General features: G+C 39.2%; 17 protein-coding genes. 6 read left to right on the top strand and 11 right to left on the bottom strand.

Annotated elements, in window-relative coordinates; genetic code table 11:
* Positions 1–45: 45 nt before the first annotated feature.
* The 4 genes from O3670_RS01585 to O3670_RS01570 all read left to right on the top strand — a co-directional run bounded on the left by O3670_RS01585 (position 46) and on the right by O3670_RS01570 (position 3,668).
* Complete coding sequence (locus tag O3670_RS01585) at positions 46–729, top strand: phosphopantothenate--cysteine ligase (protein WP_002891136.1); 684 nt, start codon at positions 46–48, stop codon at positions 727–729.
* Entirely contained in the window at positions 722–1,267 is a 546-nt protein-coding gene (gene coaC, locus O3670_RS01580; protein ID WP_021144029.1) for a phosphopantothenoylcysteine decarboxylase, read from the top strand. The genes O3670_RS01585 and coaC overlap by 8 nt, the downstream gene beginning before the upstream one ends.
* 28 nt (positions 1,268–1,295) lie before the next feature.
* The gene (locus O3670_RS01575) at positions 1,296–1,868 is read left to right on the top strand and encodes an ECF transporter S component (RefSeq protein WP_021144028.1); all 573 of its coding nucleotides are present in this window, start codon (positions 1,296–1,298) and stop codon (positions 1,866–1,868) included.
* An 81-nt stretch (positions 1,869–1,949) separates the two neighbouring features.
* Positions 1,950–3,668, top strand: coding sequence for a phospho-sugar mutase (locus tag O3670_RS01570; RefSeq protein ID WP_175057619.1), 1,719 nt, complete (start codon positions 1,950–1,952; stop codon positions 3,666–3,668).
* Positions 3,669–3,806: 138 nt separating this feature from the next.
* Here O3670_RS01570 and metF read toward each other — a convergent pair whose 3' ends face one another.
* From metF to O3670_RS01555, 3 genes are all read right to left on the bottom strand, one after another.
* The gene (gene metF / locus O3670_RS01565) at positions 3,807–4,682 is read right to left on the bottom strand and encodes a methylenetetrahydrofolate reductase [NAD(P)H] (RefSeq protein ID WP_201061345.1); all 876 of its coding nucleotides are present in this window, start codon (positions 4,680–4,682) and stop codon (positions 3,807–3,809) included.
* Positions 4,683–4,864: 182 nt separating this feature from the next.
* Positions 4,865–7,114: a 5-methyltetrahydropteroyltriglutamate--homocysteine S-methyltransferase gene (metE, locus tag O3670_RS01560; protein WP_371595728.1), complete on the bottom strand. Its 2,250-nt coding sequence runs from the start codon at positions 7,112–7,114 to the stop codon at positions 4,865–4,867.
* Between the two features lie 252 nt (positions 7,115–7,366).
* Positions 7,367–7,717: a hypothetical protein gene (locus tag O3670_RS01555; RefSeq protein WP_049545684.1), complete on the bottom strand. Its 351-nt coding sequence runs from the start codon at positions 7,715–7,717 to the stop codon at positions 7,367–7,369.
* 146 nt (positions 7,718–7,863) lie between these two features.
* On the opposite strand from O3670_RS01555, the gene pabB reads away from it, so the two are divergent.
* Both pabB and O3670_RS01545 read left to right on the top strand, forming a co-directional pair.
* A complete protein-coding gene (gene pabB, locus O3670_RS01550) occupies positions 7,864–9,594 on the top strand; it encodes an aminodeoxychorismate synthase component I (RefSeq protein ID WP_371595727.1) in 1,731 nt (576 codons plus the stop codon).
* Between the two features lie 210 nt (positions 9,595–9,804).
* Entirely contained in the window at positions 9,805–12,441 is a 2,637-nt protein-coding gene (locus tag O3670_RS01545; protein ID WP_371595726.1) for a calcium-translocating P-type ATPase, PMCA-type, read from the top strand.
* 147 nt (positions 12,442–12,588) lie between these two features.
* Here the strand turns inward: O3670_RS01545 and dltD are convergent, their stop codons facing one another.
* The 8 genes from dltD to O3670_RS01505 all read right to left on the bottom strand — a co-directional run.
* Positions 12,589–13,857, bottom strand: a complete 1,269-nt coding sequence (gene dltD, locus O3670_RS01540; protein WP_002885157.1) for a D-alanyl-lipoteichoic acid biosynthesis protein DltD — start codon at positions 13,855–13,857, stop codon at positions 12,589–12,591.
* Positions 13,850–14,089: a D-alanine--poly(phosphoribitol) ligase subunit DltC gene (dltC, locus tag O3670_RS01535; protein ID WP_002891149.1), complete on the bottom strand. Its 240-nt coding sequence runs from the start codon at positions 14,087–14,089 to the stop codon at positions 13,850–13,852. Before dltC ends, dltD begins: the two co-directional genes overlap by 8 nt.
* A gap of 17 nt (positions 14,090–14,106) precedes the next feature.
* Positions 14,107–15,354 carry a D-alanyl-lipoteichoic acid biosynthesis protein DltB gene (gene dltB, locus O3670_RS01530; protein ID WP_004182111.1) on the bottom strand — a complete coding sequence of 416 codons (1,248 nt, stop codon included), beginning with the start codon at positions 15,352–15,354 and terminating at the stop codon, positions 14,107–14,109.
* Positions 15,351–16,901 carry a D-alanine--poly(phosphoribitol) ligase subunit DltA gene (dltA, locus tag O3670_RS01525; protein WP_227039397.1) on the bottom strand — a complete coding sequence of 517 codons (1,551 nt, stop codon included), beginning with the start codon at positions 16,899–16,901 and terminating at the stop codon, positions 15,351–15,353. The genes dltB and dltA overlap by 4 nt, the downstream gene beginning before the upstream one ends.
* 8 nt (positions 16,902–16,909) lie before the next feature.
* On the bottom strand, positions 16,910–17,041 hold the full coding sequence (dltX, locus tag O3670_RS01520; RefSeq protein ID WP_002885174.1) for a teichoic acid D-Ala incorporation-associated protein DltX: 132 nt from the start codon (positions 17,039–17,041) through the stop codon (positions 16,910–16,912).
* 176 nt (positions 17,042–17,217) lie between these two features.
* Positions 17,218–18,966 carry an ABC transporter ATP-binding protein gene (locus O3670_RS01515; RefSeq protein WP_371595725.1) on the bottom strand — a complete coding sequence of 583 codons (1,749 nt, stop codon included), beginning with the start codon at positions 18,964–18,966 and terminating at the stop codon, positions 17,218–17,220.
* Complete coding sequence (locus tag O3670_RS01510) at positions 18,956–20,695, bottom strand: ABC transporter ATP-binding protein (protein WP_371595724.1); 1,740 nt, start codon at positions 20,693–20,695, stop codon at positions 18,956–18,958. The genes O3670_RS01515 and O3670_RS01510 overlap by 11 nt, the downstream gene beginning before the upstream one ends.
* A 31-nt stretch (positions 20,696–20,726) precedes the next feature.
* Positions 20,727–20,993 (bottom strand): lysozyme family protein (locus tag O3670_RS01505; RefSeq protein WP_371595723.1); only part of this gene is annotated, 267 nt, incomplete at its 5' end.

Raw genomic sequence — 20,993 nt, 5'->3', positions numbered from 1 at the left:
CCTACTATTATTTACAAAAGACTCAATTTTTAGTACAATACTACTATGAAAATTTTGATTACATCGGGTGGTACCACTGAAAAGATTGATGCTGTACGTGGAATCACAAACCATTCAACAGGTTATCTAGGAAAGGAAATCGCTGAACTTTTCTTAGCTAAGGGTCACCAAGTAACCTTAGTAACGACCAAGACAGCGGTTAAACCAGAACCGAAAGAAAATCTAAAGATTACAGAAATTACGAACGTAGAAAGTCTTCTCAGAAAGATGGAGCCACTCGTCAAAGAGCACGATGTTCTTATACATAGTATGGCAGTCTCTGATTATACTCCTATTTATATGACGGATTTTGCTGAACTGGAGGACACCGAAGATCTCGCTCAATTCTTGCATAAATCTAACACTGAAAGCAAGATATCATCGGCTTCTGATTATCAGGTTCTTTTTCTAAAAAAAACACCGAAGATCATTAGCCTCGTCAAACAATGGAATCCTGATATTCAATTGATTGGCTTCAAACTTTTGGTTAATGTAAGAAAAGAAGAGCTTTTTGAGGTTGCTCGTGCAAGTCTGAAACGCAACAAAGCTGATATTATTGTTGCCAACGACTTGAGTGATATTACTCCAGATCAGCATATTGCCTATCTTGTTGACGAAAAAAACGAGGAGAAAGTTACGACTAAATCTGCAATTGCTCAAGCTTTATTTGAAAGGATATGCCATGACTAAACGTATCATCCTTGCTGTTTCAGGATCAATATCCGCCTATAAAGCAGCTGATCTAACAAGTAGGTTAAAGAAAAAAGGTTATGACGTTCACGTCATTATGACTGAAGCTGCTCAAGCCTTTATCACCCCTCTGACACTTCAAGTCCTTTCGAAGAATCCTGTTCACACTGATGTCATGGAAGAAAAATTGGCTGAACGTATTAATCATATTGACTTAGGTAAAGAAGCTGACCTCTTTGTTGTAGCTCCATCTTCAGCAAATACCATTGCCAAATTAGCACACGGCCTAGCTGATAATATGCTTACTGCTACTGCTTTAGCTTTACCTAGCACCACACCTAAACTAATTGCCCCTGCAATGAATACGAAAATGTATGAAAATCCACTGACTAAGAAGAATCTAGATACTTTGCATGACCTTGGCTACCAAGAAATTCTTCCAAAATCAGGTTTACTGGCTTGTGGAGATACAGGACGTGGTGCCTTAGCTGATATTGATGACATTATTGAATCCATTGACAATGCTTTAACAAAATAGCCTTGCAGAGAATAAAAAGGAGTTTATGATGAATAAGAAAAATAAAGCAAACCAAACGGCTCAGTTATCCCTCTTGATAGCTACAATGGTTGTAATCGAAGTACTCAGTCAAACCATCTTTGCTGCTTTTGTACTTCCAATCAAACCAACCCTAACCCATATCCCAGTTATTATCGCTAGCATCGTCTACGGTCCTAAGATTGGAGCTTATTTGGGTGGCTTCATGGGAATTATGAGTATTATTCGCAACACTGTTATCTATACGGTTAGTAGCTATCTCTTTAGTCCTTTTGTTGAAGGGGGAACTTGGGCATCAGCAGTCATTGCCATCGTCCCTCGTATCCTAATCGGTATTTTCCCATACTTTGTCTACAAGTTACTTCAAAACCGTCTAGGTCTGGCTCTATCTGGGGTTTTAGGTGCTTTCACAAATACATTTTTTGTACTTCTTGGTATCTACTTCCTAATTCCTAACTTCTACACAGCAGGTGGCAAAACACTAATGGCAACTATTTTCACAACAAATTCGATTGCTGAAATGATTATCGCCGGTCTGTTAACTCTAAGTATCACACCAGTGTTACTGCGATTGAAAAAATAAAGAAAAAACATGGTAATTACCATGTTTTTTTTCTTTAATTATGGTATAATGTAAGCGTTTAAAAATATAAAGGAGATTGCTATGTCTTACACTGAAAATTATCAAAAATGGCTCGACTTCGCTGAATTGCCTGCTTACCTTCGTGATGAGTTGGTCGCAATGGATGAAAAAACGAAAGAAGATGCCTTCTATACCAACCTTGAATTCGGTACAGCTGGTATGCGTGGATTGATTGGTGCTGGTACTAACCGCATTAACATTTACGTTGTTCGCCAAGCAACTGAAGGTTTGGCCCAATTGATTGACTCAAAAGGGGAAGAAGCTAAAAAACGTGGTGTTGCTATTGCTTACGATAGCCGTCACTTCTCTCCTGAGTTTGCTTTTGAATCTGCTCAAGTTTTGGCTGCTCATGGTATCAAATCTTATGTATTTGAAAGCCTACGTCCAACACCTGAATTGTCATTTGCTGTTCGTCATCTCCACACATTTGCTGGTATCATGGTAACAGCTAGCCACAACCCTGCTCCGTTTAATGGATACAAGGTTTATGGTGAAGACGGTGGACAAATGCCACCTGCAGATGCCGATGCTTTGACAGATTACATCCGCGCTATCGAAAATCCTTTCACTGTACAATTGGCTGATCTTGAAGAAAGCAAAGCTAACGGCTTGATTGAAGTTATCGGTGAAAACGTCGACGCTGAATACTTGAAAGAAGTGAAAGGCGTTAACATCAACCAAGACTTGATCAATGAATACGGTCGTGACATGAAGATTGTCTACACTCCACTTCATGGTACTGGTGAAATGTTGGCACGTCGTGCTCTTGCGCAAGCTGGATTTGAAGCTGTACAAGTTGTTGAAGCGCAAGCTGTACCAGACCCTGACTTCTCAACTGTTAAATCTCCAAACCCTGAAAACCAAGAAGCATTTGCTCTTGCTGAAGAACTTGGTCGCAAAGTAGACGCTGATGTATTGGTTGCAACTGACCCAGATGCTGACCGCCTTGGTGTTGAAATCCGCCAACCAGATGGTTCTTACCTCAACCTTTCTGGTAACCAAATCGGAGCTATCATTGCTAAATATATTCTTGAAGCTCACAAAACAGCTGGTACCCTTCCTGCCAATGCTGCCCTCTGTAAATCAATCGTATCAACTGAGTTGGTTACTAAGATTGCAGAAAGCTACGGCGCAACTATGTTTAACGTCTTGACTGGTTTCAAATTTATCGGTGAAAAAATTCATGAATTTGAAACACAACACAACCACACTTACATGCTTGGTTTCGAAGAAAGCTTCGGTTACCTCATCAAACCATTCGTACGTGACAAAGACGCTATCCAAGCTGTTCTTATCGTTGCTGAAATCGCTGCTTACTACCGTTCACGTGGCATGACTTTGGCAGACGGTATCGAAGAAATCTACAAACAATATGGTTACTTCGCAGAAAAAACTATCTCTGTTACCCTTTCAGGTGTTGACGGAGCTGCTGAAATCAAGAAAATCATGGATAAATTCCGTGACAATGCTCCTAAACAATTCAACAACACAGACATTGCTAAGACAGAAGACTTCTTGGAACAAACAGCAACTACTGCTGATGGCGTTGAAAAATTAACAACTCCTCCAAGTAACGTGCTTAAATACATCTTGGCTGATGATTCATGGTTTGCCGTTCGTCCTTCAGGTACAGAACCAAAAATCAAATTCTACATCGCTACAGTTGGTGAATCTGAAGCAGATGCTAAAGAAAAAATTGCGAATATCGAAGCAGAAATCAATGCTTTCGTAGGCGAATAATATTTAAGACTTAGAGCTAAGCTCTAAGTCTTTTTTATACCGACAAAACTTGGATTACGGAAGCAAGCTATCTTTTTTGCTACTAGAACCAATAAACCACCTATAGATTAAACTATAGGTGGTAATTTTATGATTCAATTATAGAGCACTAACTTGTGAATGATGCTTAAATAAGGAATGAGTCGCTTCGTGAATATGACGAGCAGTTTCTGCATTATTCATGGTGTAGAGGTGAACGCCTGCAACATCTTGCGTAACAAGGTCGACAATCTGGTCAATAGCATAGGCAAGACCTGCCGCTCTAAGTGACTCAGGATCATGTTCATACTTATCCAAAATGGCACGGAACTTACGTGGTAAATGGATATTTTCACAAGTCTCAAGCAAACGTAGAGCTTGGTTACGATTCAAGATAGGCATAATTCCAGCATGAATTGGTACGTCAATACCTGCCAAGGTACATTTATCTTGAAAATCATAGAAACGTTCATTGTCAAAGAAGAGTTGGGTTACAAGGCTAGAACAACCTGCATCAACCTTTTTCTTGAGGTTTTGGATATCAGAGATTTGATTTGCTGAATCGGGATGCCCTTCAGGATAGCAGGCACCGATGATATCAAATTGAGGAGCTTGGTCCTTGATAAACTCAATCAAATCAGTGGCATATCTAAAATCTTTAAGAGGTTCCACACCTGGGATAATATCGCCACGTAGAGCTAAGATACGGTGTACACCAACAGCATCCAAGTCACGTAAGGTATCAGCAACCTTTTCTTTACTCAAATAGATAGCTGGAAGGTGGGCAATCGTTGGGATGGCTAGGTCATTTTGAATATGATCTGCCAAAGGAACCGTCGTCTCTTTGATATTATATTTGTTATTACTTGCTGTCACACTGATAAAGTGTGGGGCCAATCCTTGCATATCCTCGAGGGCACGTAGAATTTTTTCATTACCCACTGCTGGGTTGGGTGGAAATACTTCAAAAGAGAGTGATGGTGTTTGGCTTGTCATATTTTATACCTTCTTATTTTAGATTTTTGTTAAGACAAAAGCAGTTTTAAGTGCCTACTGACTTCATAAGTAGCGTACACTTGTTAATCATAGCCTGCTTGCAAAAATCTTTAGAATATTATTAGCTATTGAAAACCTTCTACACTTAAGGAAGAAGGTCTTCAACGTATGATAACTTCTGCTTACAAGTTTTCGCGAGCTGCTTTTGCAGCTTCTACAAGCTTGATCAAGCTTTCTTTAGTTTCTTTGATTCCGCGAGTCTTCAAACCACAGTCAGGGTTAATCCAGACTTTACCACTTGGTACTTTAGCCAAGATTGCTTCGATAGTGTGGTCAATTTCACCGTCTTGTGGGACACGTGGTGAGTGGATATCGTAAACCCCAGGTCCAACTTCTGTTTGGAAGTTTTGTGCTTTAAGTTCATCCAAAATTTCAAGATTTGAACGACTAGCTTCAAATGAGATAACGTCAGCATCCAAGTTGTCGATGGCTGGGATGATATCTGTAAATTCTGAGTAACACATGTGAGTGTGGATTTGTGTGTCTGGTGCTACAGTTGAGTGTACCAAACGGAAAGCTGGAATTGCCCAGTCGAGGTAATCCTCATACCAGTCACTACGACGGAGTGGCAATTTTTCACGAAGAGCAGCTTCGTCAATTTGGATAATTTTCACACCTGCAGCTTCAAGGTCAAGCACTTCGTCTTTGATTGCAAGAGCAATTTGAAGAGTTGAATCCTTAATAGAGATGTCCTCACGTGGGAATGACCAGTTAAGGATAGTTACAGGTCCAGTCAACATACCTTTAACAGGTTTGTCTGTACGGCTTTGAGCGTAGCTAGACCATTTAACAGTGATTGGGTTAAGACGAGTGACATCACCCCAAATGATTGGTGGTTTAACCCCACGCATACCGTATGATTGAACCCAACCATTTTTAGAGAAGAGGTAACCTGACAAGTTCTGACCGAAGTACTCAACCATGTCATTACGTTCAAACTCTCCATGAACAAGAACGTCAAATCCAACTTCTTCTTGCCATTTAATCCATTCATCAGTGATTTCAGCAAGGAAAGCATCGTATTCTTCTTGTGACAATTCATTCTTACGGAAAGCCAAACGTTTAGCACGAACTTCCTTAGTTTGAGGGAATGAACCGATAGTTGTTGTTGGAAGCAATGGAAGTTTGAAAGCATCCTTTTGAATCGCTTCACGTTCTGCAAACGCTGGCAAACGAGTGTAATCGGCTTCAGTCAAACCTGCAATACGAGCACGAAGCTCAGCATTTTCACCAACACGCTCAGTCGCAAAGAGTTCTTTGTTAGCAGCAAGTGCTTCTGCACCTTGACCATTGCGGATGGCATCCAAGTCACGCAATTCACCCAATTTTTCAACCGCAAAGGCGAAGTGGTCCAAAATAGCTGGTTCAAAATCTTCATTAGCAGTTGTAAATGGTACGTGGAGAAGTGAGCAAGAGGTTGTCAAAACAACATTTTCAGCTGGAACTTGTTCAAGAATTGCGAGGCTCTTCTCGTAGTTGTTACGCCAGATGTTTTTACCATTGACGATACCGGCATAGAGAATCTTATCAGCTGGGAAACCACCTTTAACCAATTCAAGTGTTTTCTTACCTTCAACAAAGTCAAGACCAATACCATCAACTGGCAAGTTCACAAGGTCATTGTAGACATCACGAACATCACCAAAGTAAGTTTGAATCAAAACTTCAAGGCCTTTCTTATCAGCCAAGAGCTTGTTGTAGAGGTTCAAGAAGAGAGCTTTTTCTTCAGATGTCAAATCTTTAACAAGAGCTGGCTCATCAAGTTGAATACGAGTAGCACCAAGCTCTGCCAATTTTGCAAAAACATCTTGGTATGCAGAAACAAAGCTATCTACGAAGTCTTCAGCTTTTACACCATCTTCAAAGTCAGACAATTGAAGGAAAGTGAATGGTCCAACCACAACTGGACGTGTATTAAGACCCAATTCTTTTGCTTCTTGGTACTCATCAAAAATCTTGTGACCAGCAAGTTTAACTTCTGTTGTTTTTTCAAATTTAGGAACGATGTAATGGTAGTTAGTATTAAACCATTTTTTCATAGGAAGGGCACGAACATCCCCTTTTTCACCTTGGTAACCACGCGCCAAAGCAAAGTAACGTTCAAGATCTGTCAAATCCAAGTTTTGAACAGATTCAGGTAGGACGTTGAAAAGGAAAGCTGCATCAAGGAAGTTATCGTAATGTGAAAAATCATTTGAAGGAATTTCAGTGATACCCTTCTCTTTAACAATATTCCAGTGTTTTGCACGCAAGTCTTTGGCTGCTGCTAAAAGTTCATCTGCAGTAATTTCATTTCTAAAGTATTTTTCTGTTGTAAATTTTAATTCGCGGAATTCACCCAAACGTGGGAAACCAATGATAGTAGTTGACATCTTGTGTCCTCCTCTTTGTTGTTGAACTTATCTTACCAAAGAAATGGGTAGCTGTATAATTGCTATTAGTTTTCTCTATATATAGTTTTAGACTATATCCTATAAAATAAAGGGTTTCCGACTTCTGTTATCTCCTTTTGCTTAGATATCATTATAGCTAATAACTATATATCGACTTACTAAATCCCTTTTTATATCAAAAAATCCCTAGACTTTTGTCTAGAGACTCTATTATTTACTAGGATTAGAACACTAAGCTCTATAAGTGCTCAGTACCCTCTCTTGAAGCCAAGATGATGTATAAGACATATTCTCACTATTGTAACTATTCCAAATAAAATAACCAAAAATAGCCAATACTAATAAGAAACAAATTCCCAAGACGGCTAACCATATGATTTGTTTCTTTAAGCTATCATACTCACTCATATAGCCATTATGAAGTTTAATGAGTTCATTTCTTTTTTTGTTACTTGACTCTTTAGCAATAGCTATTTCTAGCTCGTACATCTGGTGCTTCCATGAATTCTTAGAAGTGCCTTTTTTCATTTTATTGTTTGAAAGGGTGCTGTTGCCTTTCTCAAAGTTATTTTTTTCAGTCATATTTCTCTCTAAAATCTTCTTTTAGTCCCTATCATTATAACATATGTAAAACTATCTGAAAAGTTCATTTGTGATTAAAATTTTGAGAAAGATAATTAAAACATGAAAAAGAACCAGAGGGAAACTTCTTATGTTATACTCTAAGTATGCATAAGAAAACTGTTATTGATTTTAAAGAACTTGGTGTCAGACAAATCTTTACAGACGCCATTAAAGAACTAAAAACAAAGGACATTAAGGAAGTCAAACCCCTTTTAGATGAACTCGAAGCCTATCAAAATGAAGGTTATTATGCAGTAGGTTATATTTCCTATGAAGCAGCCCCTGCCTTCGAGACAAAATTTCAGGTTATTGATGGTCCATTAATGTCTGAGTATCTCCTCTACTTCACTGTCCATGAAACTGTTCAAACAGAGCCTATTCCACTTACTTATGACCTTATTACCTTACCAAAATCTTGGCAAGAGCTAACTTCTGCTGAGGAATACAAGGCTGCTATTGAGCATATACACCACCATATTCGACAAGGTGATACTTATCAGGTCAATTATACTGTTCAACTTCAACAGAACCTGACAGCTGATCCCTTTGCCATCTACAATCGATTGGTTGTTGAGCAAAATGCCCATTACAATGCCTTTATTCAGCACGATGATGTTTCTATCATTTCTATAAGTCCAGAACTCTTCTTTAAAAAAGATGGCGATAAGTTGACTACTCGTCCTATGAAAGGTACTACCAATCGAGGTTTAACAACTGAAACTGACCTTGCACAAGCAAGATGGCTAGCTCAGGACCAGAAAAATCGCTCTGAAAATATGATGATTGTCGATCTTCTTAGAAATGACATGAATCGTATTTCTAAAATAGGAAGTGAAGATGTCAAGAGCCTTTGCCAAGTTGAACAATACTCTACAGTTTGGCAAATGACTTCGACAATTGAAACGCAACTCCTGACAAATAGAAGTTTATGCGATGTCTTCCAAGCACTTTTTCCATGCGGATCGATTACAGGTGCCCCCAAAATAGCAACCATGGAGATTATTAAGAAGGTTGAAAAACAGCCTCGAGGTGTTTATTGTGGAGCTATTGGAATCTTGGTGCCACAGGGACCTAGTATTTTCAACGTAGCCATTCGGACACTACAAATGGAAGAAACCAAGGCTATCTATGGTGTCGGAGGGGGGATTACCTGGGACAGTAACTGGGAATCCGAATACGAAGAAACCAAGCAAAAAGCTGCTGTTCTATACCGTCAGGACCCAAAATTCGATCTCATTTCTACCGGTCGTATTCATCAAGGAAAACTTCTCTTTCTGGAGGAGCATATAAAACGTTTACAAGAAAGTAGCCAATACTTTGACTATCCTTTCAATGCAGAAAAAGCGCACTATCAAGTCGAAGCTATGTGTCAATCACTAGACCTTAACACAGACTACCGTCTTAAAATATCCCTTGCAAAAGATGGTGAACTGAAGTTTGAACATAGCCAATTAACAAACTTATCTGATGACTTTTGCCAAGCAAGGTTAGTTGAGCAAAGACATCCGTTGGATAGCCCCTATACCTTCTTTAAAACAAGTTACCGTCCTCGCCTTAGTATCGAACCTCACGAACAAATCTATTATAATCACGAGGGACAACTCCTAGAAACCTCTATCGGTAACATCGTTCTTAAAATCGAAGACCAACTCTACACACCACCAGTTCACCTCGGCCTCTTAAATGGCATCTACAGACAAAGTCTTATAGCTGTAAATAAGCTGAAAGAAAAAGTCCTGACTGTAAAAGATCTGAAACAGGCTCAGGCCATCTACGGATGTAATGCGGTGAGAGGGTTGTATGAATTGAAGGTGGAGGGAAATAATTATATCTAAACAAAAAAAGCGAGTTCTTTGTTCTCTCCTACTCTTACTAAAGAAACTTCAATATTCTATTGGTAAAAAAATCAACCATTTAGTAGTAAAATAAAGTATAATACTTACTGATAGTTATTCCAGTTATCTTGACTGAAATGACGAACTATTTGGCTTTAAATTTATTAGCCTTAAAACCGAGTAACAATATAGAAAGGATACAAACCCTAAATGAAAAAATTTAAAGGCTTGACTTCTGCTGAAGTTCAAGCAAGTAAAAACGCTCATGGCGATAATAGGCTCTCTAGTAAAGAGGCTAACTCGCTCCTCTCAATCTTTATCGAAGCCTTCCAAGATCAATGGATTCTTATCCTCTTGGCTGCCTTAGGATTAAAAATCATTTTCAACTTTGTTGGAATGATTTTCCCTGCTATTGGTGAAGCTAATTGGTATGAGGCTATCTCACTAATTTTCGCCATTTTGATGTCTACAGGATTCTCAGCAGTTTCACAATACCGCAATGAGCAAAAGTTCAACACTCTTCAAGAAGAGGCTTCGAAAACTAATGCTAAAGTTTATCGTGATGGTAAACTTAAAGAGGTTCTCGTTGATGATATTGTAAAAGGTGATCAGATTCTCCTTCAATCAGGGGACAAGATTCCAGTTGATGGTATCATCTTGGAAGGTGAGTTAAAAGTCAACCAAGCTGTCCTTAATGGTGAAAGTGAAGATGCTAAAAAACTTCCTCTTGGTGATCAAAAAGAGCCAGACTCTTCGGATCTCTTTACAGAGCTCAAAGTCTTCCGTGGTACAGTTGTTACTTCGGGTGAAGGTGTTATGGAAGCTACACAAATTGGTGATAACACCGTTCTTGGAAGCATCAATACTTCTCTTCAAGAAGATAGTAAAGATTCACCATCTAAAGAGAAACTTAACAAGCTTGCTGGTAATATCGGTGTCCTCGGTTATAGTGCAGGTGCTGCATACTCAGTAATCAACCTTGTATTAGGCTTTATTGCACTTAATAAGGCTAATAACCTCAATGGTGGTTCAATCTTCCTTCTTATCATTGAAACAATTCTCTTTGCGGTTACAATCATCATCATGGCCGTTCCAGAAGGTCTTCCAATGATGTTGGCACTCGTTTCTTCAATGAACTCAGGACGACTTTTAGCTCAAAATATCCTGGTTCGCCATCCTGATACCATTGAAACAGCCGGATACATGAATATCCTCTTCAGTGATAAGACTGGTACTATCACTGAAGGTAAACTATCTGTAGTTGACTTCTTCCTTGCTGATGGAACACTTTATGCAGCTACTGGTGAAACTGACGCTCCTGATTTTGACACAATGTCAGATAGCCTTAAAGCTGAAATGATTAATGGTATCGGTCTTAATAACGACGCCATGGTAGCTGATGGCAGTGCTGTTGGTAGTAACGCCACTGACCGTGCACTTCTTGATTTCCTTATCGGACGTTCTCAACTTGATTTTGATACAAATACAATTACTGAGAAACAACAATTCAACTCAGCAACAAAATTCGCAAGTGTAACGACTAAGGACGGAAAAACTTACATCAAGGGTGCTCCAGAATTCATCCTAAATGACTGCTACTACTATCTTGATAAAGATGGTAATAAACAAAACTTTACAGATGATATTAAAGCTCGCTTCCAAGATTTATCATTGGAACAAGCTAACCGTTCAATGCGTTTGCTTGCTATCCTAAATACAGATGGTAATGATAAAGTCTTGATTGGTATCGTATGTATCCGTGATAACGTTCGTTCTTCAATTAAACAAACTGTTGAAACAATGAATTGTGCAGGTGTTCAAGTAGTTATGGTAACTGGTGACCGTAAAGAAACCGCTGTTGCTATCGCTAAAGAAGCCGGTATCGTTACTGGAGAAAATGACCTTGTTCTTACTCACGATGAACTTTCTGCCCTCTCAGATCAAGAACTTAAACAACAATTACCTCACTTAAAAGTGGTCAGTCGTGCCCTTCCAATGGATAAAAAACGTCTTATTGAAGCAGCTCAAGACCTCGATATGGTCGCTGGTATGACAGGTGATGGGGTCAATGACTCACCTGCCCTCAAATCAGCTGATGTCGGATTCTCAATGGGTGATGGTACTGAAGTCGCACGTGAAGCCTCAGATATCGTTATCTTGAATAACTCATTGACTTCGATTGAGAAAGCCGTCCTCTATGGACGTACTATGAGTAAGTCAGTAAGTAAATTCATTATCTTCCAGTTAACCGTAAACGTGACTACAATTGCTATGTCACTTCTCTCACCACTCTTGGGCCTCAAAGAACCATTTACAATTATCCAAATTCTCTGGATTAACCTTATCATGGACACACTTGCTGCCCTTGCCTTTGGTGAAGAGCCTACCCTAGATCGTTACATGAATGAAAAGCCAGTTGCTAAGAAGGCAAATATTCTTACTGGCTATATGAAATCTGCTATTGGTGTAGCTAGCGTCTTCATTACTCTTGTATGTTTAGCTATTCTTAAAAATGTTGGTGGTATCCAAGACTTTATCACAAATGGAACTGGCAACTTTGAAATGGTAACAACATTCACCTTTACAGTATTTATCTATGCTGTCATTTTCAACTCACTTAATACACGTAGTAATGGATTCAATGTTTTTGAACATATCGGCGAAAACAAGAAATTCTCAATTGTAATGATTTCTATTGCTGTCGTTCAAACCTTGATCATCCAATTCGGTGGTAAAGTATTTAGTACCGTTCCAATGGACGTTCAACACTATATTGTTGCACTTCTTATCGCAGTTTTAATCATCCCTGCAGATTTAATTCGAAAAGCTCTAACTAAAAACAAATAACTATCTGTTTAACGTATTATAAAACTTAAAAGGATAAAAAGGATTGGGAGTTATCCCAATCCTTTTTAATAATTTCCGAAGGTAATACCGTGGAAAGATCATAACATAAAAAGACTTTAACAAGCCTTTTTGATTTATTAAGTAATGCTACTTAAACTGACTAGGAGCCCCTGTATAACCTGCCCAATCCTTACTATAAAAGCGGTCGTTCAAGTTATAGCTAGGTGCAGGTGTTGGATTACTTACAAATGGATCAACAGCCTTGTCAAAGGCTACCCAACCTTTCCATCCCATATGAATGGTATCTTGCATGAAGTAAGGTTGATCTCCATCTTTTGAAAAATCGGCAATATTGGTAAAGCCTTGACTTTCCAATTGATAACGGATTTTAGAAACCGTAGCATCATACATTTCCTGACTTAGTCCCGTATAAGCCATCCACTTGCTATTAACAGGTGGGATGACAAAGATGACGTTAGTATTTGACTTAGCAAATTGATTTAGCACCAACTGCAGATCACCGTATTCTTGTGAAACTTCATACGAAAGATTCTTTTGGAAACCTTTAAGTTTACCAATCTTTTTAGCCAAACGTTTCTTATAGAAACGGTCATCGATACCAAAGTCGTTTGACTTGGTATGGGCTTCTGCATCTCTTACGGCAACCTGGTCAAGTGCCTCATAAGAGAGAGTATCTGGCAACTCTTTAAGATAAGGAAGAACCTTCTTGTCGTAATTTGCATTATTTGATGCTGCAAAAGGACTGAACAAGGCATCTTCTCGCTTATTAAGCTCTGCCATAAATTGAATATAAGTCTTATCAAGAGAATTTAAATCTTGCCCATTAGCCACTTTAGAAAGTTGAGATTTCATAGTAATCTCAGGTTTCATCTCTAAGATACGCTGAGCGGCATATTGAGAATTTGCATCCGTCTGATTTTGACTTAAGAAACTACTAAGTTGGTCGTTATTGTAGAACTGCTGGAAAGCCGCAGAATTGTAACCTTTTTTAGTAAACCACTGTGGTGACAAGACGTAGACTGCTGTCCCATTTTTCAATTCGGGAAGCATTTGTTGCATTCCCAAATATTGGTTTAGAGAGGCAGCCCCACGTTGTCCAATAAAATATGGGCGATAGTTACGGTCGTATTTTTCAGCTAAAACAGCTGGATGAAGGGCATCAAAACGCAACCACTCACTAGACCCAAAGAAAGGGACAAATCGATGATTCTTATCAGAAAGAGCTGTCGTCTTATTAATACGGCTCTTAAAGTTCTCATTTGTCAAGGTTACTGCGCTACGTTTTTCAACCTCATAACTATGTTTTCTGCCTTGAGGGTAGGAAAAAATAACTACTACTACCAAGACTAAGGCACAGATTATAGGGCCAAAAATTTGCCATAAACGCTTAAGCATTGCGAAGCTCCGTTACCCCTTCAACAATCTTATTAGCTGTGTTCCAGTCATCACGACCAAATTCTGAAACTGGCACACGAATATCGAAACGTGATTCCAATTCAACGATAAGCTCAACTGTTCCCATAGAATCGAGAACACCAGCATCGAAAAGATCTTCATCCATCATGTCTGAAACATCTTCCATGAAGAGTTCATCAATAATTTCAATAACTTCTGATTTTACATCCATTTTTATAATTCCTTTACTTATTTTTTAGTGAACCAGAGATCATTCAAGAATCCAGAGAAAATCAAGAATGACAACATAACAGTGTTAAATGTAATAAAGATTCCCAAAGCCTTCGTCCATTTATTATCAGGAAGTGGCTCAAGACCAGCTTTCTTACGTTCTTTATTAATGGTCTTCTTCTTACGTAACCAGGCATCATTAATTCCTAGACCAATACCATGGAAAATACCATAAGCAATATAGTACCAAGTAACTCCATGCCAGAATCCCATAACCATCATATTAATGACATAGGCCACATTTGATGTCGTGTTACGGTTTTTAAAAACTTTGTTACGCATCAAAACCATAACCAAACGCATAAAAACAAAGTCACGGAACCAGAAAGACAAGCTCATATGCCAACGATTCCAAAATTCTTTCAAGTCTCGTGAGATGAAAGGTTTGTCAAAGTTGATTGGGCTCTTAATCCCCATAAGGTATGATGCTGCCAAGGCAAACATCGAGTAACCCGCAAAGTCAAAGAAGAGATCAAAACCGAAAACATACATGACACCAAGTGTTGGTAAATTAAAGATACCACCCTGAGCCAAAGCTTGTGCTTTCAGTGAAGGCAAGAGCATACTTCCGAAAATCTGAGCCAAAACAAACTTATAGAGGAAACCAAGCATGATATATTTGACAGCTTGCTCCAACATATTCATCAGCTCGTCTCGCTCAGGAATCGCTTGGTAATCTTCGTTAAAGCGTTTGAAGCGATCAATAGGACCACTCGTAAAGGTTGGCATAAAGAGCATGAATCGGAGGAATTCTCCAAGTGTAAACTCTTTTAAGACACCATCCCGCATCTCGATAATCATACCAACTGATCGGAAGGTCAAGTAAGAAATGCCAAGAAAGTTTAAGAGTGACTGAGTACCATTTATCGCAGGCTCTACCTTAACAAAAATCAAGGGAAGGACTACAAGAAATGAGTGTAAATAGAAAACCCATTTATTGTCCTTTTTACTACGGTAATGTTTGTAGGAATAAACCCAGATGATTTGCCAAACGATATAGAAAAGTAAGGCTAGTAATTGGCTAGCATGTGTTCCTGTCAGAGCGAGAACAATAAAGGCTAGACTGACCAAACATTCATAAATCGCAAAACGCTTTTTAAAGAAGAGACCCACAAAGATTGGCAATAGAGCTAATCCAAGATAGATAAAATAGAAGGGATTACCGTAGGCTTCTAAATGGGGGAGCTGTTTCAAGAAGTCAATCATCGGTTGTTAACCTCACTGATAAGACCCTTGATATCGATTTTCCCATTTGGTGTTAAAGGCAAGCTCTCACGATAGAGGAACTTAGTAGGCATCATGTAAGACATCATAATATCTTCTAAGTCAGCCTTAATCGCCTTGGTGATATCAATTTCACGTTCAAACTGCTCACGAACACCATCCTTAAGAATCACATAAGCCAAGAGGTTCTGAACCTTATGGTCTTTATTGTAACGTGGCACAGCTACTGCTGAATCAATATACTTAGACTTATTAAGGTTTTGTGAAACATCCTCTAACTCAATACGGAAACCATTAAATTTAATCTGGAAGTCCATGCGTCCACCGTAAAGAAGGAGACCTTCATCAGTCATCGTTCCCACATCACCAGTATGGTAGGCAGGAAGGCCATTAAACTCGAAGAAGGCTTCAGCAGTCTTTTCAGGATTATTCATATAGCCTTTTGAAACTGCTGGTCCTGATACGATGATTTCACCCTGTTGACCATTTGGAAGGATATTGCCATCCTCATCGATAATATAAGTTGGTGAATCTTCCTTGGTATAACCAATCGGCAAACGCTTAAGGTTAGCCAGCATCTCATCAGTTACTGCTACTGCTGATAAGGCTACAGTTGCTTCAGTTGGTCCGTAAGCATTAATAATACGTGCTTCTGGGAAACGTTGGCGAAGCTTTTGAGCAGTCTTGACAGTCAACTCTTCTCCATCAAAATAGAAATGCGTAATTTCTGGCATCTTCTCTGCATTGAAGTCTTCAGACAACATTGCCATATCTGCAAAAGATGGTGTTGATGTCCAAATGGCAATTGGAAGTGAGAAGATCGTTTCAAAGAGCTTCTTGAAGTCCTGTGTAATAGCTGAAGGAAGAGCATAAAGTGTTCCTCCAAGTGCCAATGTAGGTGCCCAGTACATTACCGATAAGTCAAATGAATAAGGCGGTTGAGCCAGCATTTGTGGACGTGTTGGAGTCGCAAATTCCTTGTCCGTAATCATCCAGTTAGTGAAACTGAGGAGATTATTGTGTGAAATTTGTACCCCTTTAGGCTTACCTGTAGTTCCTGATGTAAAGATGATGTAATAAGTATCATCCCCCTTAACAGGATGAGTCACTTCGTAGCTAGTCTTGCTTTCAAAAGCTGCTATCACTTGGTCCAATGTTAGGATTGGAGCTTGGACATCCTCAAGTGGGAAGTCATTGATAGCAATAATCAGACTAGGCTCTGCTACTTCAACAATTGCCGTCACGCGCTCAAGAGCTGAGTGACTGTCTATTGGAATATAGGCGTGACCAGATTTAGTCAAAGCGACAAAAGTTGCCAACATTTCATACTCATGACCGCCATAAACCACAACAGGTGATTTTTCTGGAATATCAAGACTATCAATCTTGGCAGCTAGGCTATCCGAATCAGCTTTTAAGTCACCGTAAGTATGAACTTCCCCTAAAATATTGTAAACAGGAAAGTCAGGTTGTGATTGAGCAAACTGCTCAATCGTTTCGATCATATCTTTAATTTTTGTATTCGTCATTATTCTTCCTAAAATTCGTTATAGATAAAATTACCTTGACCTTGTCCTAGGTAATTGTAGAGATAAATTAGGGCCATAAAAATGGCGAAATAAAGCAAGGTTTGTCCTAAAAATACCAGGACGTTTTTATGTTTTAACATTCTAATTTTCGATACCTTTTTTTATATAATATCCTCTTTAGTTTACCATCTTATCAGTATTTTTTCCAATAAAAAAGAAAAAATAACTAAATTTCATTTCTTTTTCATTAATAAGTTTCCGTGATAAATGATTGGCTAAAATCATAAAAAAACAGAGCTTAAAAGCTCTGTCGGATTTAACTATTTTGTGTCTTTTGGGCCGTCTGCATACGATAGTACATTCCCTTAGCTTGCATCAGTTGTTCATGGGTTCCGTGTTCAACGATATCTCCATTATTCATGACCAAAATAAGGTCCGCATTTTCGATGGTAGACAATCGATGGGCAATGATGAAACTTGTTCGACCTTTCATTAATTTAGCGAAGGCCTCTTGAATGAGGAGCTCTGTACGGGTATCGATACTAGAAGTGGCTTCATCCAAGATTAAGATTTTAGGCACATTGACAAATATGCGAGCAATGGTCAAAAGCTGACGTTGTCCCTGAGAAAGGGATTGCCCAGCGTCATTCAAGTAGGTGTCATAGCCTTGAGGCAACTGCTGAATAAAGAAATCTGCGTTGGCAGCCTTGGCCGCTGCTATAACTTCTTCACGACTGGCTTCTGGATTACCATAGGCAATATTATCATGAATAGTGCCAACCTCAAGCCAAGTTTCCTGCAAGACCATCCCAATCTGTTTCCGAAGACTCTCACGAGTATAATCGGTAATAGGTCTACCGTCCAGTAGAATGTTCCCCTTATCCAAATCATAGAAACGCATAAGTAGGTTTATCAAGGTAGATTTTCCCGCTCCTGTAGGGCCAACAATGGCAACAGTACTTGCTTCAGGGATTTCAATGCTCAAATCCTTGATAAGAGGTTTATTAGGCAAATAGCCAAATTGGACATGATCAAATTGAAAACGTCCCTGCACATCTGCTTCTTCCAAGACCGCCTTACCTGTTTCTGTTATTTCCTCTTCATCCAATATCATATAAAGGCGATCAGCACAGGCCAAAGCACTTTGAAGTTCAGATAGAACAGATGAGATATCATTAAAAGGTTTCGTATACTGAGTCACATAATTTAGGAAGGTAGTCAATTGTCCCACTGTGAAAGCACCACCCGACATGATTCGATAGGCCCCAACACCTGCAATAAGAGCATAGATCAGACTATTAACAAAACGTGTAGCTGGGTTAACTGCTGACGAATAAAAGATAGCACCCTGTGAATAATCAGCATACTTACCATTGACGTCTTTAAAACTCCTAACCATCTGGTCTTGAGCATTTAGACTCTGTACTAAAGCTTCTTGAGTCAGACTTTCCTCAATCAACTGAGTCTGCATGCCTCGCCATTTAGTTTGATTGCGATAGAGTTGATAGCTCTTCTTTGCGATAAAACGTGCCACAAGCATTGACAGAGGCGTCATCACTAGAACTAAGAGCATCATGAACCAGTCTAAGCGAGCCATGGTAATGATTATGACAAAGATAGTCAAAAGCCCAACGAAAAATTGGTTAAAGACCATGAGAAGTCCGTTGTTTAACTGATCGCTATCTGTAGTCACACGGCTAACCATGTCTCCAGTTCCTTGACGATCAAGATAACTAAGTGGCATAGCATGAATTTTCATCATGACTCGTTCACGTAAACTTTCGCTATATGAATAAATTAATCGATTATAAATCAAAGGGTTAAGCCACTGGATTGCACTATTAGCTAAGATAACTACAAGCATCTGCCAAATTAAACGTGACATCAATAGAACGGCGTTCATCTTAAGAACAGCGTCCACTGCATCACCAATTAAGATAGGTAAGTAAACCGTTAAGGCAACTTGAATAATGGTCCCAACAGTTGCTAAGGCAAAGAGGTAACGCTGACTTAAGATATCTCTACTTAAACGTTTAAGCGTTGATTTATTATTTCTAGCCTTCATCAGCGACCTCCTTTTGATGTTGAGAATAATGAATGTCTTGATAGAGTTTATTTGTGGCAAGCAATTCTTCATGATTACCTAAGCCAACTTGATGTCCCTTATCAAGCACCAAAATTTGATCAACAGCTTTTAGACTATTTGTTCTTTGCGAAATAATAATCAAACTCGTTGATTTAAGATTGTCTCTGATAGCCGCTAGTAGACGACTTTCAGTCAAGTAATCTAGGGCTGAAGTGGAGTCGTCCAAAATCAAGAATGGTGCTGGTCTCATCAGCGCACGCGCAATAGTCAAACGTTGACGTTGACCCCCCGAAAAATTACGGCCAAATGACTCAACTGGCTCATCTAAACCAAGATCTTTGTCTTTAACAAAATCAGCAGCCTGAGCCATGTCAAGAGCATGCCAGAGTTCTTGCTCACTCGGTTCGTGGTCAAGTCCTAATGACAAGTTTGAACGAATAGTTCCTCTAAATAGCTCAGCTTTTTGCGGGACGTAGGCAACCCAAGAACGCCACTCTTTAAGGTTTTTTGGTGATTTTTGATCTTTGAAAATAGCTAATGAACCAATCTGAGGCTGATATAAGTTCATGATTAAGTTCACCAATGTCGATTTACCCGAACCAGTACCACCAATAATACCCAGTGACTCACCTCTAGCAATCTTTAAATCAATCTCTTGTAGTGACGGTTGACTAGCTGTCGGATAGGTAAAGGTCATGTGGTCAATAGCAAGTCCTGTTTCCGACTGATCTGGTTTTCTTATTGTTAAAGGTGCCTCAATGTCCTCATCTTGGAGTTCAAAAATAGCTTGTACCCTTTTCGCCGAAATAAAGCTCTGGTTAAGATTGGTCAACATCATAGCCAATTTAAGAAGCTCCGTCAAAATTTGCAAGAGATAGTTGACCAGAGCAATCAGCATCCCTTGAGACAAGAGCCCACCTTGAATTTGCAGATTTCCTTGCCAAAGGACAGCAATCAAAGTCATATTAACAACTAGGAAAGTCAAAGGACCAATGAGACTTGCTATCACGCCTGTTTTGAGTTGCCACTTCTTCAGGTCTTTATTAACAGTCGTGAAGTTATCTAATTCACGCTCACTCTGACCAAAGGCACGAATAACCCTCATACCTTCAAGTTGTTGACGCGTATTAGTAACAATTGACTCATTAATCACTCGAATCTTGGCATATAAAGGATTGACGATGCGACTAGCTAGTACAATAATAAGGGTCAATACCAAGACCATACCAAGAAACCAGAGGGTCAAGCGTGGACTGATTCGGAATGCCATAATAATGGCTCCTGTCACAATAATTGGTGCCCTCAAAAAGAGCCTCAAAAATTGATTTATCCCCGTTTGGATTTGAAAGGTATCACCAGTCAAGCGTGTTACCAAACTTGAAGTTCCAATCTCATCCCGCTTTTCCTTTGATAAACGCATGATTTTCGCATAGAGGTCATTAGTCAACACTCGTGCATAACCAACTGCTGCTCTTGATGAAAAATACTGTGCTGAAATAGCAACGACAACACCAATAACGGCAAGTCCAAACAAGACAAAAATCATCAAAAAGAGATGATTTTTGTCTTTATTTGGAATAGTTGTGTCGACAATTCCAGCAATGACTAGTGGGACCAAAAGTTCGAAACTGGCTTCGATTAATTTAAAAACGGGTCCCAGGATGCTGTCTTTGACATATCCTTTAAAATAAACTAATAATGCTTTCATTTGTCTTTCCTTAAGAATGAGGCGTATCCTCTTAGAGACGAGAGAACATACGCATCAAAAAGAGGTTAAACTGCACTTCTTTGGCGTAATAAATATTTCCGCCATTCGTATAAAGTTTTCCGCCACCATAGTACATGGCAACCGGTTGGTAATAGGTGTAAGTTTCTCCACTGATATTTCCTAGACTCGGAGCAACGACATTTTTTGAATAAGCTTTTGCTAATTCGACGGTGTTAACTCCACCATTATCAGCCACATAATCGATATAGGCCTTACCAAAATTATAAGCTTGTACTGC

Source organism: Streptococcus sp. 27098_8_74, from assembly GCF_041431705.1.
Taxonomy (GTDB): Bacteria; Bacillota; Bacilli; order Lactobacillales; family Streptococcaceae; genus Streptococcus; species Streptococcus salivarius_E.
This window is presented reverse-complemented; position numbering and strand designations above follow the sequence as displayed.

What these genes read in the sequence shown, in the direction of transcription:
- O3670_RS01570 (WP_175057619.1), top strand. Translation starts at nt 1,950, where the DNA reads ATGTCTTACACTGAAAATTATCAAAAATGGCTCGACTTCGCTGAATTG.
- O3670_RS01515 (WP_371595725.1), bottom strand. Translation starts at nt 18,966, where the DNA reads ATGAAGGCTAGAAATAATAAATCAACGCTTAAACGTTTAAGTAGAGAT.
- dltX (WP_002885174.1), bottom strand. Translation starts at nt 17,041, where the DNA reads ATGTTAAAACATAAAAACGTCCTGGTATTTTTAGGACAAACCTTGCTT.
- dltD (WP_002885157.1), bottom strand. Translation starts at nt 13,857, where the DNA reads ATGCTTAAGCGTTTATGGCAAATTTTTGGCCCTATAATCTGTGCCTTA.
- O3670_RS01575 (WP_021144028.1), top strand. Translation starts at nt 1,296, where the DNA reads ATGAATAAGAAAAATAAAGCAAACCAAACGGCTCAGTTATCCCTCTTG.
- O3670_RS01510 (WP_371595724.1), bottom strand. Translation starts at nt 20,695, where the DNA reads ATGAAAGCATTATTAGTTTATTTTAAAGGATATGTCAAAGACAGCATC.
- metE (WP_371595728.1), bottom strand. Translation starts at nt 7,114, where the DNA reads ATGTCAACTACTATCATTGGTTTCCCACGTTTGGGTGAATTCCGCGAA.
- dltB (WP_004182111.1), bottom strand. Translation starts at nt 15,354, where the DNA reads ATGATTGACTTCTTGAAACAGCTCCCCCATTTAGAAGCCTACGGTAAT.
- dltA (WP_227039397.1), bottom strand. Translation starts at nt 16,901, where the DNA reads ATGACGAATACAAAAATTAAAGATATGATCGAAACGATTGAGCAGTTT.
- coaC (WP_021144029.1), top strand. Translation starts at nt 722, where the DNA reads ATGACTAAACGTATCATCCTTGCTGTTTCAGGATCAATATCCGCCTAT.
- dltC (WP_002891149.1), bottom strand. Translation starts at nt 14,089, where the DNA reads ATGGATGTAAAATCAGAAGTTATTGAAATTATTGATGAACTCTTCATG.
- O3670_RS01545 (WP_371595726.1), top strand. Translation starts at nt 9,805, where the DNA reads ATGAAAAAATTTAAAGGCTTGACTTCTGCTGAAGTTCAAGCAAGTAAA.
- O3670_RS01585 (WP_002891136.1), top strand. Translation starts at nt 46, where the DNA reads ATGAAAATTTTGATTACATCGGGTGGTACCACTGAAAAGATTGATGCT.
- pabB (WP_371595727.1), top strand. Translation starts at nt 7,864, where the DNA reads ATGCATAAGAAAACTGTTATTGATTTTAAAGAACTTGGTGTCAGACAA.
- metF (WP_201061345.1), bottom strand. Translation starts at nt 4,682, where the DNA reads ATGACAAGCCAAACACCATCACTCTCTTTTGAAGTATTTCCACCCAAC.
- O3670_RS01555 (WP_049545684.1), bottom strand. Translation starts at nt 7,717, where the DNA reads ATGACTGAAAAAAATAACTTTGAGAAAGGCAACAGCACCCTTTCAAAC.